Raw genomic sequence first — 15,489 nt, forward strand, 5'->3', positions numbered from 1 at the left:
CACGATTAACTAACCTCCCCGATCAGTACACTTAGCAGTGGTTGCTAAAGCGCAGATCCCGGCCAAAGGGAGTCTGCCCACGGCTAACGGGTGGATCCGTTGCTAACCGGTGTTTTTACCGTACGAAGGGTGCCCGGCTGGGCCAACACCTGCGGGGCTGAGCACCGCCACACCTCAGGAAAATCACGAGGTGCCGCCCCGGGTGGGACCGGACCTCCACCTCGTCATGGTGCTGGGACTGCCATCCCAACACTGCCCCACGCTTTAGCAACAAAAACACCCATTAGCAGTGGTTGCTGAAGCGCAGATCCCGGCTAACGGGAGTCTCCGCACGGCTAACGGGTGGATCTGTTGCTAACGGGAGTTTTTCTGGTGAGCGGCGGTAACGCGGCAAGCTGCACCCGCGCCCAAACGCAGCTGCGCCGACAAGCGATTGCTTGCCGGCGCAGTGTGGCTAGGCGGAACGCCACGTGCGGCTTATGCCCACGAGGCCTACACCCCACTCACTCCCATTCGATGGTGCCCGGGGGCTTCGAGGTGATGTCGAGGACGACGCGGTTGATTTCGTCGACTTCGTTGGTGATCCGGTTGGAGATCTTCGACAGCGTGTCGTAGGGCACGCGGGTCCAGTCGGCGGTCATGGCGTCTTCACTGGACACGGGGCGCAACACGACGGGGTGTCCGTAGGTGCGGCCGTCGCCGGCAACACCAACGGAGCGGACATCGGCCAGCAGCACAACGGGGCACTGCCAGATGGTGTCATCCAGACCTGCGGCGGTGAGTTCTTCGCGGGCAATGGCGTCGGCTTCGCGCAGAATGCTCAGACGCTCTTCGCTGACCGCGCCGACAATGCGGATGGCCAGGCCGGGGCCGGGGAACGGCTGACGGCCGACAATCACCTCGGGCAGACCGAGTTCACGGCCGACAGCCCGAACTTCGTCCTTGAACAGCGCACGCAGCGGTTCAACCAGCTCAAACTGGAGGTCGTCCGGCAGACCGCCGACGTTGTGGTGGCTCTTGATGTTCGCGGTACCCGATCCCCCACCGGATTCGACAACGTCCGGGTAGAGGGTGCCCTGCACCAGGAACTCGATGTTTTCGCCTTCGCCCTCCCGCGATTCCGCGACGAGTTCAGCGGCAGCCTGTTCGAAGGTGCGGATGAATTCGCGGCCGATGATCTTGCGCTTCTGTTCGGGATCTTCGACACCGTCGAGTTCGCCCAGGAACTTCTGGGAAGCATCGACCGTCACCAGGCGAACACCGGTTGCGGACACGTAGTCCTGTTCGACCTGTTCGCGTTCGTTCTTGCGCAGCAGGCCGTGGTCAACGAAGACGCAGGTGAGCTGGTCGCCGACCGCACGGTGGACAAGAGCTGCAGCAACGGCCGAGTCAACACCGCCGGACAGAGCGCAGATGACCTTCTTGGTGCCGATCTGTTCGCGGATGCGCGCGACCTGTTCGTCGATGATCGAATCGGCTGACCAGTCCGCCTTGAGCCCTGCGACCTTGAACAGGAAGTTCTCGATGGTCTGCTTGCCGTATTCGCTGTGCATGACCTCCGGGTGCCACTGCACACCGGCGAAACAGCGCTCGGTGTCTTCGATCGCAGCGATGGGAGCACCGGCGGTGCTGGCCAGAACCTTGAAGCCTTCGGGTGCGGTTTCAGCGGAGTCGCGGTGAGACATCCAGACGGTCTGTGCGGCAGGCAGACCGGCCAGCAGAGCGCCTTCTTCTGTCACTTCGAGTGCCGTGGAGCCGTATTCGCTGGCACCGGTGCGCGCTACGCGGCCGCCGAGTGCCTGCACCATGGTCTGGAAGCCGTAGCAGATGCCCAGCGTGGGCACGCCGAGGTCGAACACTTCCGGGTCGATCGACAGGGCGTCTTCTGCGTTGACCGATGACGGTCCGCCGGAGAGCACAATGGCGACCGGCTTTTTGGCAGCGAATTCGGCAGCGGTTGCGGTGTGGGCAATGATTTCGGAGAACAGTCCGGCTTCGCGTACACGACGTGCGATCAGCTGCGCGGTCTGCGCACCGAAGTCGACGACGAGGACGGGGCGGGCGTCCGTACCTGTTTCGGGGGTCTGGGTCATGCTTCTATCCTAAGCGTTCGCAGAGGCGATCCTGCCGATGCAGGAGGTGGTCAGGCGGTGGTACTCGCAGTGGTCAAGCGGCTGATTTCGGCGCGACGACAACAGCGTCGTCGAGTTCCTTTTCGCCGCGGCGGTGGATTTTCGCTTCAACAATGAACGACATGACCGGAACAACACCGGCCAGCGCCAAGACGAGGAGGTTCTTCAGCCCCCACTTCATCTGCGAGTTCAGCCAGAAGCACACGATCAGGTAGGCCACGTAGCACCAGCCGTGTGCAATGGCGACGGCCGCGGCTGCGTTGAAGCTGCCGAAGGTCAGTGCTTCTGCCGGGTTGCCGCCCATCATGAGTCCCCAGATGAGGTACTTGAAGATCATCTCAATGGTGAGGATCAGCAGCATGACACCAGTGATGATCGCCATGATCCGGTAGAACCGCAGTGCATTGCGGGCGGACTGCCAGCGGTTGAGGGTGAACACCGCATTGGGGTCGTCCTCGTTGAAGTCCGGGCGGCGGTCCAGGGGGTCACCACCGTGTTGGGGATCGTTGCTCACTGGGAGTCTCCGTTCTTGGGAGTGCGGGGCAGCTTTTCGCCGGCGTCTTTGACGACCACGTATTCAACGGGCGCTTGGTCTTCCCGGCGGAGTGCATTGTATTCGTCGCGCAGCAGGCGGAACCAGATGTACACGGCGAAGACTGCGAACACGATCCATTCGAGCGCGTAGAACGCCGATTGGAGGTCAAAGCCTTCGTCTTGCGGTTCCTGGTAGGGAACATAGGACAGCTGGTCACCGCCGATGCCGACTTCCGGCTTTTCCTGCGGGAAGAGGAACGCGGAGTACGTGTAGACGTCGAAAAGGTTGACTATCTGCGAGGTGGAAACGGACCGGACTACTCCTTCGGGGAGGTCCTTGGTGTCCAGGGGCCCTTCGATGGGGGCTATGCGGGCATCAAGGGTGACATCCTTATCCGAGGCGGTGCTCGCCTTGGCTGTTTCGAGGTCTTCTGTCCAGCCGCGCACCACCGGAATGGCGGTGGGCTTGGAATCGATGTTGCCGGTGTCTGCGGCCTGGGCGTATTCGGGGTCGTCCGGGGCGAACATGGTGACGACCCAATAACCCTTGGTGCGGTTCAGGTAGCGGTCGTCGACGATGATCTGCTGATCCGGCAGGAAGTGCCCGCTGATGGTGACTCGCTGGTCGGCCAGGTAGCCCGGCATGGGCCCCTGGGCTTCCATGATGTCGTTGAAGGGCTTCGCCACCGCGAGTTCGGGGTTGTCGGCCCGCTGACTCTTGGACTGGGCGCGGTCAATCTGCCATGCGGACAGCATGACGAATGCGGTGACCAGCAGCAGGACGAGCGCCAGGAATCCCAGCCATCTGGGTTTCAGGGCAAGACGAAGCACGGAGCCCCTCAGCTTTCGGCGTCGACAACCACGTTGACGCGCTGGAAGGACTTGAGGTCCGTGTAGCCCGTCGTAGCCAGGGCACGGCGGAGGGCCCCGGCGAGGTTGACTTCGCCGACTGCTGAATGGCCCGGCCCGTGGATGAGCTGTTCGAGCGGTGCGACGGTGCCCATGTGCACGCGACGGCCGCGTGGAAGTTCCGGGTGGTGGGCTTCTGCGCCCCAGTGGTAGCCCTGGCCGGGAGCTTCTTCTGCGCGAGACAGTGCCGAACCGAGCATGACGGCGTCCGCGCCCATGGCGAAGGCCTTGACGATCGAACCGGTGGAGCCCAGTCCGCCGTCGGCGATCACGTGGACGTAGCGACCGCCGGATTCGTCCATGTAGTCGCGGCGGGCCGCCTGGACGTCGGCGATAGCGGTGGCCATGGGCACCTGGATGCCGAGCGTGTGGCGGGTGGTGGATGCCGCACCGCCGCCGAAGCCAACCAGAACACCGGCAGCACCGGTGCGCATGAGGTGCAGGGCCGGTGTGTAGGCGCTGACGCCGCCGACGATCACGGGGACGTCGAGTTCGTAGATGAACTGCTTGAGGTTGAGCGGATCGGTGGTGCTGGAGACGTGCTCTGCAGAAACCGTGGTGCCGCGGATGACGAAGAGGTCGACGCCTGCGTCGACAACGGTCTGGTAGAACTCCTGGGTGCGCTGCGGCGTGAGCGCACCGGCAACCGTCACACCGGCTTCGCGTATTTCAGCCAGGCGGGCCGTGATGAGTTCGGCCTTGATGGGTTCGCGGTAGATCTCCTGCATGCGCTCGGTAGCGCGCTGGTCGTCAAGCCCCGCGATTTCGTCAAGCAGCGGCTGGGGGTCTTCGTAGCGGGTCCACAGACCTTCGAGGTCGAGAACGCCGAGCATGCCCAGACGGCCAAGCGCAATGGCTGTTGCCGGGCTGACGACAGAGTCCATGGGAGCAGCCAGATAGGGCAGGTCGAACTGGAACGCGTCGATCTGCCATTGGAGCGAGACATCCCGAGGATCGCGGGTGCGCCGCGAAGGGATAACCGCTACGTCGTCAAGTGAATATGCCCTGCGTCCGCGCTTTCCGCGGCCGATTTCCAACTCTGTGCTCACGCGTCCCAGGGTACCCCAGGGCCCTGACACGACTGCGGGCCGCCATGGTCGAAACCACAGCGGCCCGCACTCTGTCAGCCTTCTGCGAAGGCCAACCCCAAGCGCCATTCACGGTGCCCGCTCCCCCGGTAGGTATCAGACCCAGGCAAGCGGCGCCTCGTGGTTCAAAGCCAGCCCGTCAGGGCATGGGGGTTGTCCAGTCTTCGTAGACGTGGGCGCTGGCCCAGAAGTGCAGTTCGTACAGGCTGGCCTGTTCGAACACGGCCTTCATTTCGGCGCGCAGGGCCGGGGTGGCCTGTTCCATTTCGCGTTCGAGGATCGCAACCGCGCCGCGGGTGGATTCGTCGAATTCGGGGCTGTCGTACATGGTGATCCACGATGCGAAGGGGTGGCCCTCCAGGTTCGATCCGGCCTTCTTCATGAGCACCTTGCCGATGTGGGCGTACACCCAGAAGCACGGCAGGACACCGGCAACACCAACCTGGTAGGGGCGCAGAGCTGCGGTTGCCATGAGGAATGACACATAGCCCAGCGACGTGGGGCTGGCGATGACAGCTTCGGCGTCACGGCCCTCGTCGGAGCCGCGCTCACCGTGGCGCAGACCGCGCGTGCCCGCGGTTTCCTGCCGGATTTCCTTGACCAGCGGGGCGAAGACCTCGTCAGCGAAGACGGCTTCGTGGAGTTCGTTTTCCGCGACAACCGCTTCCGAGGTTGCCCCAGCCCAGAACTGCATGTCGTCGTTGCGGGAGGACTTGCCGGACAGCTGCGCCATGGCACGGCCGTAGCCGTCCAGGTAGACCTCGTCCTGCAGCAGGTAGTGGACGAACACCTTGGGATCGAGGCTGCCGTCTGAGAGCTGTTCGATGAAGGGCAGGGCTTCGATGTCCTTGATGATGGGCTCGACGTGTTCCCAAAGTTCACGGCTGTGGGGGCCGGCGATGAATTCGCTCATTGTGTCTCCTGACAGTCGTTGTGATTTTGTTGTGGTCTCAGCGGGTGATGTCGACGATGTGGTCGACGGGTCCGTGTGCGCCGTCGGGGTTGAGCGCCAGCTGCCAGTCGGCTGCACTGCCGATGGCGCGGGCCAGGTAGTCGAGTGCCGCACCGACGGCGTCGCCCAGCTGCTCCCCTGTCGAGGCGCCGGACGGGTCTTCGCCCGCCTGCGCCAGGGCGTGGCGGCGGTGGGCAACCTCAGCTGCGATGGCCGCCGACAGCGTGCAGCCGGTGCCGTGGGTGTTGGGCGAAAAGACGCGCGGGTGGCTGAATTCGCGCCACGCGATGTCGTCGCCTTCGGCAACCGCGAGGATGTCGGTGACGATGTCCTCTGCCCCGTGGCCGCCCTTGAGCAGCACGGCTTTCGGCCCCATTTTCAGCAGGCGCGCAGCCTGTTCGCGCATCTGTGCGGGGCTGCCGGCTTCGGGTTCGTCGTCGCCCAGCAGGAGTGCTGCTTCCGGCAGGTTGGGGGTGATGATGCCGGCCTGCGGCAGCAGAACCGTGCGCACCGCATCGATGGCGTTTTCTGCCAGCAGTCGGTGCCCGGATGTGGCGACCATGACGGGGTCGACCACAAGGAATCCCAGACGGCCAGCCGCGGCGTAGTCGGCTGTTGTCTGCACGAGTTCGGGTGTGCCGAGCATGCCGGACTTGGTGGCATCAACGTAGATGTCGTCGACAACCGAATCGAACTGGTCGATCACGAAGTCGTGGTCGATTTCGTAGATGCGGCTGACCCCGTGGGTGTTCTGTGCGACGAGGGCGGTGATGATGCTGGCCCCGTAGGCGCCGCGCGCGGTGAAGGTTTTGAGGTCCGCCTGGATTCCCGCACCGCCGGAGGGGTCAGTGCCGGCGATCGTGACGGCGACGGGAGGACGAGGGCCGGTTGCGGTCATGAGTTTTCTCCTGTGTAAGCCGTAAGGATGCTGCGTGCGGCCGCCGCTGGGTCGGGTGCGGTCATGATGGCTGACACGACGCAGATTCCCGCAGCACCCGTGCCGCGCAGGGCTGCCGCGTTGTGGTCTTTGATGCCGCCGATGGCAAAAGCGGGCAGGCCCGCCATTTCGGCGCGTTTCCGGAAACCGTCAGGGCCGATGGCGCTGCGACCGGTTTCTTTGGTCTGGGTTGCGTACACCGGACCGATGCCCAGCAGATCGACTTCCTGACTGCGGGCGCGTTCAAAGTGTTCGGGCTCTTGGGCTGAAACTCCCAGCAGCGGTTCCGCACCGATGCGCTGGCGAACATCGTCTGCTGACATGTCGCCCTGACCCACGTGCACGTGGACTTTCCGGCCTTGCTCCAGCAGGCGGGCGGCGACATCAACGCGGTCATTGACGAAAACGGGGATCTCGGTGTCGATGCCCTGTTCCTCACGGGCCTGCTGAACAGCATCGAGCACGCTCACCGTGAGCTTTTCGAAGCCGGCGTCGTCAATGTGCTTATCGCGCACCTGCACAATGCCCACTCCCCCGGCAATTGCCTGGGCGACGGTGTCGGCGACTGTGCGGCCAACACTTTCGGCCATCGCCGTGTCGGTCACCAGGTAGAGGTCAGTGCTGTATTCGGACAGGCGGCCCAGTGGTGCGCTCATGCGATTCCTCCTGTTGTCCACGTGGTCTGGATCCGGGCTAGGTGTTCAGGTTGGGCAGCGTAGAGGCCGTCGAGGAAGTGCGCGGCAAATGTGCCGGGCCCGCTGGCTTTTTCGTGTGCCACCTGGGCGGCCGAGGTGAAGTGCAGGTGCGCTGTCGCTGCAGCCACGCCGGTGCTTACCTGCTGGCTGAGGTCCTGTGTTTGCGGAGTGTGGGCGGCCGCTGCCGCATAGGCGGCGGTGAGCGCTCCTAGCGAGCACCCCGTGCCGATGACGCTGGGCATATAGGGGCTGCCGCCGCTGATTGTCACGGTGTGCGTGCCGGAATCGTCGGCAAAGACAATGGCGTCGGACTCCCCGGAAACAGCGACGACGATGCCTGACTGGGCGAGGCTTGCGGCTGCCCCGAGGGCGTCGTCAACTGAGTGCGTTGAGTCGGTTCCTCGGGCGCTGCCGGACTGCTGTGCCAGGCCGATGATTTCGGAGGCGTTGCCGCGCACAACGGCCGGGCGGCTGTTCAGTGCGCGCACAATCCGGGAGGTGCGGTGCCCGGAAATCCCAAAGCCCACGGGGTCGAGAACCCACGGTTTACCGGCCTGGTTGAAGGTGTCGATGGCACCGTCGGCTGACAGGTACTGGTGCGATGTTGGGGTGCCGAAGTTGATGAGCAGACCATCTGCAATGCCGGCGAAATCAGCAGCATCAGCTTCGTGGTCGATCATGGCGGGACTGGCACCCGCTGCCAAAAGCACATTCGCGGCGAACTGCTGAACAACCGTGTTCACAATGCAGTGCACTAAAGGCGTGCGCTGACGCAGAGACTCAAGCAGCGTGCCCGCATAGTCTTTGAGTTCCATGACATCCCTTCGCTGGTCCTAACCACACAGGTTCAACGGGTTAATCTCAGCCGCTGTATAACGGCACCCCGTGTCACTTCGCTCACCCTAACACCCACCACTGACACAAGCGCATGACGCAGAGCCACGGCACAATCCCGCTCCGCCGCAGACCGGTCCGCAGAGCAGCCGAGCAGACCAGAAAAGGCGCGCTCCACCTCGTGAGAAAGGGTCTGTGAGAAAAACCCAGAAAAACAGCTGTGCGCCCGGCCAGAGGCTCGGGCGCACAGCAGATATTCACAGCAGCAGCCGGTCAGGCTGCGGCGGATCAGTGGTAGTTGGGGGCTTCCTGGGTGATCTGAATGTCGTGCGGGTGGCTTTCCTTCAGACCCGCGGTGGTCAGGCGCACAAACTGGCCCTTGTCCTTCAGTTCCGGAATCGAGCGGGCACCCACGTAGAACATGGTCTGGCGCAGGCCGCCGGTCAGCTGGTAGGCGACCTGGCGCAGCGGACCGCGGTAGGCCACGCGCCCCTCAATGCCTTCCGGCACGAGGTCGGTGTCAGTGGCGACATCAGCCTGGAAGTAGCGGTCCTTCGAGTATGACTTGCCCTTGCGCGGCGCCATTGCGCCCAGCGAACCCATACCGCGGTAGGCCTTGTACTGTTTGCCGTTGACCAGGATGAGTTCGCCGGGGCTTTCCTCACAGCCTGCCAGCAGCGAACCGAGCATGACCGAATCAGCGCCGGCAACAAGAGCCTTGCCGATGTCACCCGAGTACTGCAGACCACCATCGCCGATCACGGGCACTCCGGCTTCGCGGGCGGCCTGGTACGCCAGGTTGATGGCGGTGACCTGCGGAACGCCCACACCGGCGACAACGCGCGTGGTGCAGATGGAGCCTGGGCCCACACCCACCTTGATGGCGTCAGCGCCGGCGTCGATGAGTGCCTGAGCGCCCGCGCGGGTGGCCACGTTGCCGCCGATGACCTGCACGTTCTTGAACGCCGGGTCTTTCTTCAGCGACTTGATCATGTCCGTCACACCGCGGGCGTGGCCATTGGCGGTGTCGACCACAAGCACGTCCACACCGGCTTCGGCCAGCAGGCCCGCGCGCTCAAAGGCATCGCCGTAGAAGCCGACCGCAGCACCGACGAGCAGGCGGCCTTCGCCGTCCTTCGACGCGTCGGGGTATTCGTCGCGCTTGACGAAGTCCTTGACCGTGATGAGGCCCTGGATCTTGTTGTTTTCGTCGACCAGCGGGAGCTTTTCGATCTTGTGCTCTGCCAGAAGTTCGTAGGCCTTCTCAGCCGAAACGTCGTGCGGGGCGGTGATGAGCGGCATCTTGGTCATGATTTCGCCGACCGTGGTGGTGGCGAAGTCAGCGCGCGGCACAAAGCGGAGGTCGCGGTTGGTGATGATGCCGACCAGCGTGTCATCGTCATCAACCACCGGCAGGCCGGAAATGCGGTACTGGCCACACATGTAGTCGAGTTCTTCGAGCGACTTTTCGGCGGTGATCGTCACCGGGTCGGTGATCATGCCGGATTCGGAGCGCTTGACGTAGTCGACCTGGGCAGCCTGGTCTTCTTTCGACAGGTTGCGGTGAATGATGCCCAGACCGCCGAAGCGGGCCATGGCGATTGCCATGCGGGATTCCGTCACGGTGTCCATAGCGGCTGAGACCAGCGGAACCGCGATGTCGAGTTCGCGCGTCAGCCGGGTTTTCGTCGAAGCTTCCGACGGGATGACATCGGTGTCGCCCGGCAGCAGCAGGACGTCGTCATAGGTCAAGCCGGTAAGCGAAAACGGATCTTCTGCGTCTTTGAAATGCTGGTGAACCTCTGGCACGAGAACCCTTCCTCCGGTTGGACCGCTGCCGCCTGATGTGCGCGGGACATGTGCTTGACACGTGCCTGCCGTCCGCGGCTTTTTTCTGAACCTATCCTAAGGGGTTCGCGCACGCGTAAGCGGCGCGGGTTGGATGGTCATGTGGGCGGTGCGCTTGGTGCCGCTCACGCGCAGAATCATCCGAAAGTATGACCCCAAGTTCAGCTTTCTGCGCGATGTGCAGAAAGTAGGAACGCGCGAGGCTGAAGGCATGCTGATTCTTGCGATTGTCCTCATTTCACTGGCACTGGTTTTCTACACGATCGGCGTGTGGGCCGAGCGGCTGAAGAAGACCCTCACCTGGCCGCACGTGGCCCTGTTCGGACTGGGTCTGCTATTCGATGCTTCCGGCACCGAGGTCATGCGCCGCATTGCCGCCGCAGGCAATTCGACAATGTCGAACGCCCCCGATGGTTCTCTCGCCCAGATCCTGTCGATCACCATGGCGATCACCGGCCTGATTGCGCTGATCCTCATGGCGGTGCACTTCTTCTGGGCGCTCATTGTGATGATCAAGGGCACCGAACGCGCCAAGGCCATCTTCCACAAGTTCTCCGTGACTGTGTGGGCCATCTGGCTGGTGCCCTACCTGACCGGAATGGTCTCCTCAATGGTCGCGTGAGCGTGCGGCTGACGAGGTACCGGTCCGGCTGACGAGGTACCGGTCCGGCTTACGAGGCGCCGCTCACCACGCCGTTCTCACCGAGCCAGCCCCGTGGGCACGCTGAGTGGGAAGTTCGACTGGAACTCCCGCGCTTTCCCGCTGAGCGGATCAAGAAACCGAAGCCCGTCTGCCACCAGCTGCAGCGGATCGGAAAAGTCATACGGGTCCGGCGCCCAGTCGGCCGGGTAAACGGGATCACCCACCATCGGCACACCCAGTCCATTCAGATGGACGCGCAGCTGATGGGTTTTTCCGGTGACCGGTTCTAAGGCGAACTCGCCGATTGAGGTGAGCTCCGCCTCGTGATTTGGGAGTGAGGCTTCCGGCCCTACGACCGGTGCCGAATCCGGCGGGAGCCGGCGGGCAACTCGGCCGCGAACACCCTCGAACCGCAAACGGGTTTCGGTGTTGGGCGCACCGGAAATTTCGACCACTTGGCGGTCGCCTTTGGTTTTGTGCAGGCGGGTGCGGCGGACGGCCGGCAGCGCATCGGGGTCGAAATCGTCCGGCAGCCAGGCCAGCGCCCGGTAGGTTTTGTGCACGCGGCGGTTTTGGAAGAGGACCTGGTAGGCGCCTCGGGTTTCTGGCCGGCGGGAGAACAGCAGCAGCCCGGCGGTCACGCGGTCCAGCCGGTGGACGGCCACAAGGTCGGGTTCATTCAGTTCTATGCGCAGGCGGGTCACCGCGGATTGGCGGACAAAACGGCCGTTGGGGGTCGAAGCGAGGAAGTGCGGTTTGTCGACCACCACGATGTCGCGGTCTTCATAGAGCACGGTGAGGTCGAACGGGACGGGATCTTCGTGCGGGACCGGACGGTGGAAGAAGTAGAAGCCGCCGGGCATGACGGGGTCGTCCGGGCCTGCGGGGCGGCCGGTTTCGTCGGTCAGGCAGCCGCCGTTCGGGTGCTCGGTGAGCCAGGCGCGGTCCTGGGGCGAATGGTCGGGGAACTCCTGGGCCAGCCAGGCCTCGACCGTTTCTGGGACTGGAAGGTGGGCTTTTGCCGAGGTCTGCTTCCCACCGGGAGCGCGCAGGCGGGTTGCGCTGATCCCCTCACGAGGCGGAAGAGGACTTCGCATCGCAACCTCCTGGGGGCTCGGGGCGGGTTTGGCAGTGGGCACCTCCCCCATTCATACCCTTACCGGGCGGATATGAGAAAAGGGGGCGCGAAGTCGGCGTATTCACGATAAAGTCGACCGGGCCGGGATTTTATCGACAGGAGAAGCTGTGAAGCTCACCACCATGCTGCAGAACGTTGTTTCCGACCACGGGGACCGCATCGCGCTGGTCACTCCGTCAGAGCGTGTGACTTACGCGCAGCTGGACGATAGGGCACGGCGGGCGGCTGCTGTGCTTGCCGCGCATCAGGTGTTTCCCGGCGACCGCATTGGCGTGATGACGCTCAACAGCGCTTCGGCTGTCTACACGCTGTTCGGCGCGTGGTACGTGGGCGCTATCCCCGTTCCTTTGGATCCGAAGATGGATTCGGATGACCTCGAAGCGGTCATCAGCCACGCGGGCATTGAGGTTGCGCTTGTTTCCGCAGAACTGTGGAAGGCCGCCAAACGCGTTGACCTGGGCATTGAGTGGATTGTGTCCGATGCCGGGCGCGGTGGCGCTGGTCGTGGTGGCCGTGGGGATGGCCGTGGCGGTTCGGTGTTTGAAACTGCAGTTGATGCTGTCGACCCGTACACGGAAGCTGAATACGAAGACGCTGCGACCGCACTCATTCAGTACATCGATCTTGTTGATGGGATTCCACGGGGTGCTGTTTTCACCCACGCTGGTTTGGCCGAGGCGCAGCCTGCTGTTGCGAAGGCTATGGGGATTGACGGCTATGACGTTGTGCAGACCGCCTCACCCCTGTGGAATCCCGCGGTTCTGCACACCTCGATTCTGACGCCTCTGTCCTTGGGGGCTGCGGTCGTGCTGTCGGCTGATCCGCAGCCTGGCTCTGCGGCTTCGCTCGTGCAGAAAGCCGGTTCGACGGTTGTCACCGGCACCGAGGCCGCACTTCTTGCTTCTCTTCCCGGCGCGACGTCTGCTGGTTTTGCTCCGGGTGACATTGAGCGGATTTTTGTGCTCGGCAATGTGTCGTCACCGCGGGTGGGTGCTGAGATTGCGCGCGCCTACAGGGCTAAGCACTTCTTCGGCTTGTACTCCCCCGGTGCTGCCGCCGGTGTTGGTCTGCTGGTCACAGCCCAGGACATTGTGAAGGCTCCTGGGTCTGTGGGCTCTCCTGAGCAGGGCACCGGCATTGATGTCCGAGTTGCCGACGGTACCGGCACCGCCATGGGCGGGGTCGCTCCTGACGAGGTGCCGGGCCGGGATTCGGCTGGTTCTGCTGGTGCCGGTTCAGCTGATGGTGAGGGTGCGCGTGGTGAACTGCAGCTGCGCGGTCCAGGCCTGCTGAAGAACTTTTGGCGCAATCCGATTGCGACCGCCGATTCACATGACGGCGAATGGCTGCGCACCGGAGTTGCTGCCCGCGTTGACGCCGAAGGCCGGATTCACCTGGTCTGAGTGGCCGTCTTGCTGGGCTGCAGTCTTGCCTAGCTGGAGCCTGGTTCGTCAGCTGGGTTGCTGCAGCAGCCAGTCGAAGTCTTCCCGCATTTCCTTTTCCAGCCCGTGCGCTAGGGATTGAGCGAACGGCACGGTGAAGTGACCGTTGTCGTAGCTGGTCAGGATGTTACCGACCACCGCATCGCAGTTCTCCTTGCTGGGATCATCTATGGCGGGGCAGATGTATTCCTTCATGTCCAGGGAATAGGCACCCTCAGGAAGGTCTGTCTGCGGGTCTTCGTCGAGCCATTTCTTTTCGATGCCGCATTCCTGTGGTGCGCCGCCACCGGATATGCACCGAGGAATGTTCAGGTTGTCGTCTTTCGGTGCGGCTCGCATGAGCATCAGCTTCGCGCCGGTCTCGGTGATCTGCTCCCACCAGTCGGGGGCTCGGTCCAGGATGTACTCTTCATCCTCCTGTTCGTCCGTGCGGGAGCCCGATGTGACTACAAGGTCAACGTCGTTGTCATCGAGCCATTCGATGAGGTTTTCGTTGTACTTGCCGCACATTGAGTCTGGGGATGGTTCACCGCCCAAGGGGCAGCCGCCTTTGTCCAGTACGAGGACTTCCCAACCGTACTTCTTGGCGAGACTCTTGAATGTCGTCTCCCAATGGCCAGCGAAGGACCCACCGGCCAGAGCAATTGTTGCTGTCGGCTGCAACGGAGCTTCCTCATCCTCACAGACCAGAACTTCGTCAGTGCCCGGGTCATCACCCCACCGCTGTTCGCAGCCCTGCTGGAAGTAGGGCGCCACGAAGGCTCCAGCATCTTCAGGTGCCGGGAAAACATCTGCTTCGGGCAGCTCACGGTTGTCCTCCCAAAACGCAATGTCAGCACCGGGGTATGTATCCGAATCGAGGTCGTCGTATGCAGAGTGAGCTTCAACGTTCGAGTTCGTTTGGGTCAGCGGGGTGATGACAAGTGCGCCCACCAGCATTGCCGCAGCACCCGCGGAGATCATCGTCTTGTTGCGTTTGAACACTCCGCCGATGCGGGATGTTGATCGCGGGGCCAAGCGCTGTTCAACACCCCGGTAGGTCAGTGCAGCCAGAACGATTGCGATGACGCAGACGACCGCGGCTCCCCTGATGCCGGCGGCAGGCTGGTCTTTGATGTTCAGGTAGAAGATGAGCACCGGCCAGTGCCACAGGTAGATGCCATAGGACCGGTCGGCAAACCACCGCACGGGGGCTGATGTGAGGAACCTCGAGGACGAGAACCTTTCTGCCGGGGTGCCGCTGAGGTCACCCGCGATCATCACGAGCAGCCACCCCACCAGCGGCCACAGCGCCCACGGGCCGGGGAACACCTGTCCGCCATCGAAGACAAAGCCGGTGGCCGCGATCATGACAAGACCAATCCACCCGGCAACAAACCTCCACCTGGTGTTCAGCTGGATGCGGTCAAGAACAAGAGCCACAAGCCCGCCGAAGGCAAACTCCCACAGGCGGGTCCACGTCGACAGATACGCTTCGTCTTGCGCGTAGTGCCCCTGGATGATGGCCCACAGCAGTGAGGCGACCAGTACGCCGGTGAGTGCTAGGGCGATTGTCTTCACTAAACGCATGCGCCGGGTGGCACCTGCAATGATCGCCACGAGGGCAAAGAAAATTGGGAGTCCTACATAGAACTGTCCCTGTACGGACAGGGACCAGAAGTGCTGGTACAGCGAGGTCTGTGGGCCCGCTGCACCATAAGCCAGCTGTGAGCGGATGAGCTCAAAGTTCTCGACGTATAGAAGCGACGCGCGCGCTTCCGCGAATATCTGCCGGTGGTCGGTCTTCGGCAGGATGAAATACGAGGCAACAACAACCGTCACACCGATAACCAGAGCGGCGGGAACGAAGATTCGTCTGAACAGACGACCGAAGTATTTTGTCAGGTTGATCCGGCCGGTGCTGTTCAGCTCCCGCAGGAGCATGCCAACGAAGAGAAAGCCGGTGATCGCCAGAAAGATGTCGATGCCGCCGGAGATTCGCCCATGACCGAACAGGTGGAAGAGCACAACGCCCAGCAGAGCAAGCCCGCGGACACCGTGAAGTTCAGGACGGAACCTGCGTTCGGGGACACTCAGCATTGACGATACTCGCACCGGCGTATTCACAGCAGCGAACTTTCATCTCTACTCGACGTCTACAGCATGTCTCGGCTTACTCGATTTTGGTAAAGGCTGAACACCAATTCAATTACTCTGCCGGCTGCGAGTTGCAGACAAGTGAACTAACAGTTGCCACCTGGGATGCGTTGGGCTGGAAGCCGAGATCCACCTCGTTCTTCTTTCGAGCTCCCCCTGCCATTGGCACAAAAACTCCCGTTAGCAACAGAAACTCCCGTT

13 protein-coding genes and 1 riboswitch are annotated in these 15,489 nt (G+C 62.9%); of the genes, 2 read left to right on the forward strand and 11 right to left on the reverse strand.

Features of this window, described 5'->3' with window-relative positions:
* Positions 1-503: 503 nt before the first annotated feature.
* The 9 genes from guaA to guaB all read right to left on the reverse strand — a co-directional run bounded on the left by guaA (position 504) and on the right by guaB (position 9,890).
* Complete coding sequence (gene guaA / locus HMPREF3087_RS03380; protein WP_070428055.1) at positions 504-2,093, reverse strand: glutamine-hydrolyzing GMP synthase; 1,590 nt, start codon at positions 2,091-2,093, stop codon at positions 504-506.
* A 73-nt stretch (positions 2,094-2,166) separates the two neighbouring features.
* The gene (locus HMPREF3087_RS03385; RefSeq protein ID WP_062020397.1) at positions 2,167-2,646 is read right to left on the reverse strand and encodes a DUF3817 domain-containing protein; all 480 of its coding nucleotides are present in this window, start codon (positions 2,644-2,646) and stop codon (positions 2,167-2,169) included.
* Positions 2,643-3,497 (reverse strand): SURF1 family protein, encoded by an 855-nt coding sequence (locus HMPREF3087_RS03390; RefSeq protein ID WP_070428056.1) that lies wholly within the window; start codon positions 3,495-3,497, stop codon positions 2,643-2,645. The genes HMPREF3087_RS03385 and HMPREF3087_RS03390 overlap by 4 nt, the downstream gene beginning before the upstream one ends.
* A gap of 8 nt (positions 3,498-3,505) precedes the next feature.
* The gene (locus HMPREF3087_RS03395; protein ID WP_070428057.1) at positions 3,506-4,624 is read right to left on the reverse strand and encodes a GuaB3 family IMP dehydrogenase-related protein; all 1,119 of its coding nucleotides are present in this window, start codon (positions 4,622-4,624) and stop codon (positions 3,506-3,508) included.
* Positions 4,625-4,802: 178 nt separating this feature from the next.
* A complete protein-coding gene (locus HMPREF3087_RS03400) occupies positions 4,803-5,576 on the reverse strand; it encodes a TenA family protein (protein WP_070428058.1) in 774 nt (257 codons plus the stop codon).
* A 37-nt stretch (positions 5,577-5,613) separates the two neighbouring features.
* Positions 5,614-6,513, reverse strand: coding sequence for a bifunctional hydroxymethylpyrimidine kinase/phosphomethylpyrimidine kinase (thiD, locus tag HMPREF3087_RS03405; protein ID WP_070428059.1), 900 nt, complete (start codon positions 6,511-6,513; stop codon positions 5,614-5,616).
* The gene (gene thiE, locus HMPREF3087_RS03410) at positions 6,510-7,208 is read right to left on the reverse strand and encodes a thiamine phosphate synthase (RefSeq protein ID WP_070428060.1); all 699 of its coding nucleotides are present in this window, start codon (positions 7,206-7,208) and stop codon (positions 6,510-6,512) included. Before thiE ends, thiD begins: the two co-directional genes overlap by 4 nt.
* Entirely contained in the window at positions 7,205-8,062 is an 858-nt protein-coding gene (gene thiM / locus HMPREF3087_RS03415; RefSeq protein WP_070428061.1) for a hydroxyethylthiazole kinase, read from the reverse strand. Before thiM ends, thiE begins: the two co-directional genes overlap by 4 nt.
* A riboswitch (TPP riboswitch) is annotated at positions 8,050-8,143 on the reverse strand. It overlaps the preceding gene by 13 nt.
* A gap of 226 nt (positions 8,144-8,369) precedes the next feature.
* Positions 8,370-9,890 (reverse strand): IMP dehydrogenase, encoded by a 1,521-nt coding sequence (gene guaB, locus HMPREF3087_RS03420; RefSeq protein ID WP_070428062.1) that lies wholly within the window; start codon positions 9,888-9,890, stop codon positions 8,370-8,372.
* 250 nt (positions 9,891-10,140) lie between these two features.
* Here guaB and HMPREF3087_RS03425 point away from each other — a divergent pair, with 250 nt between their 5' ends.
* Entirely contained in the window at positions 10,141-10,551 is a 411-nt protein-coding gene (locus HMPREF3087_RS03425; protein ID WP_061942178.1) for an HsmA family protein, read from the forward strand.
* A 77-nt stretch (positions 10,552-10,628) separates the two neighbouring features.
* Here the strand turns inward: HMPREF3087_RS03425 and HMPREF3087_RS03430 are convergent, their stop codons facing one another.
* Complete coding sequence (locus tag HMPREF3087_RS03430) at positions 10,629-11,669, reverse strand: pseudouridine synthase (RefSeq protein WP_070428063.1); 1,041 nt, start codon at positions 11,667-11,669, stop codon at positions 10,629-10,631.
* A gap of 148 nt (positions 11,670-11,817) precedes the next feature.
* Here HMPREF3087_RS03430 and HMPREF3087_RS03435 point away from each other — a divergent pair, with 148 nt between their 5' ends.
* Positions 11,818-13,113, forward strand: coding sequence for an AMP-binding protein (locus tag HMPREF3087_RS03435; protein WP_070428064.1), 1,296 nt, complete (start codon positions 11,818-11,820; stop codon positions 13,111-13,113).
* 48 nt (positions 13,114-13,161) lie between these two features.
* On the opposite strand, the gene HMPREF3087_RS03440 is transcribed toward HMPREF3087_RS03435, so the two are convergent.
* Positions 13,162-15,231: an acyltransferase family protein gene (locus HMPREF3087_RS03440; RefSeq protein ID WP_070428065.1), complete on the reverse strand. Its 2,070-nt coding sequence runs from the start codon at positions 15,229-15,231 to the stop codon at positions 13,162-13,164.
* Positions 15,232-15,489 lie beyond the last annotated feature (258 nt).

Origin of the sequence: Brevibacterium sp. HMSC22B09 (assembly GCF_001806795.1) — a bacterium.
GTDB lineage: Bacteria > Actinomycetota > Actinomycetes > Actinomycetales > Brevibacteriaceae > Brevibacterium > Brevibacterium ravenspurgense.

Excerpts from the sequence above, each read along its gene's own strand:
- guaA (WP_070428055.1), bottom strand. The coding sequence starts at position 2,093 with ATGACCCAGACCCCCGAAACAGGTACGGACGCCCGCCCCGTCCTCGTC.
- HMPREF3087_RS03400 (WP_070428058.1), bottom strand. The coding sequence starts at position 5,576 with ATGAGCGAATTCATCGCCGGCCCCCACAGCCGTGAACTTTGGGAACAC.
- thiD (WP_070428059.1), bottom strand. The coding sequence starts at position 6,513 with ATGACCGCAACCGGCCCTCGTCCTCCCGTCGCCGTCACGATCGCCGGC.
- thiE (WP_070428060.1), bottom strand. The coding sequence starts at position 7,208 with ATGAGCGCACCACTGGGCCGCCTGTCCGAATACAGCACTGACCTCTAC.
- thiM (WP_070428061.1), bottom strand. The coding sequence starts at position 8,062 with ATGGAACTCAAAGACTATGCGGGCACGCTGCTTGAGTCTCTGCGTCAG.
- HMPREF3087_RS03425 (WP_061942178.1), top strand. The coding sequence starts at position 10,141 with ATGCTGATTCTTGCGATTGTCCTCATTTCACTGGCACTGGTTTTCTAC.
- HMPREF3087_RS03430 (WP_070428063.1), bottom strand. The coding sequence starts at position 11,669 with ATGCGAAGTCCTCTTCCGCCTCGTGAGGGGATCAGCGCAACCCGCCTG.
- HMPREF3087_RS03440 (WP_070428065.1), bottom strand. The coding sequence starts at position 15,231 with ATGCTGAGTGTCCCCGAACGCAGGTTCCGTCCTGAACTTCACGGTGTC.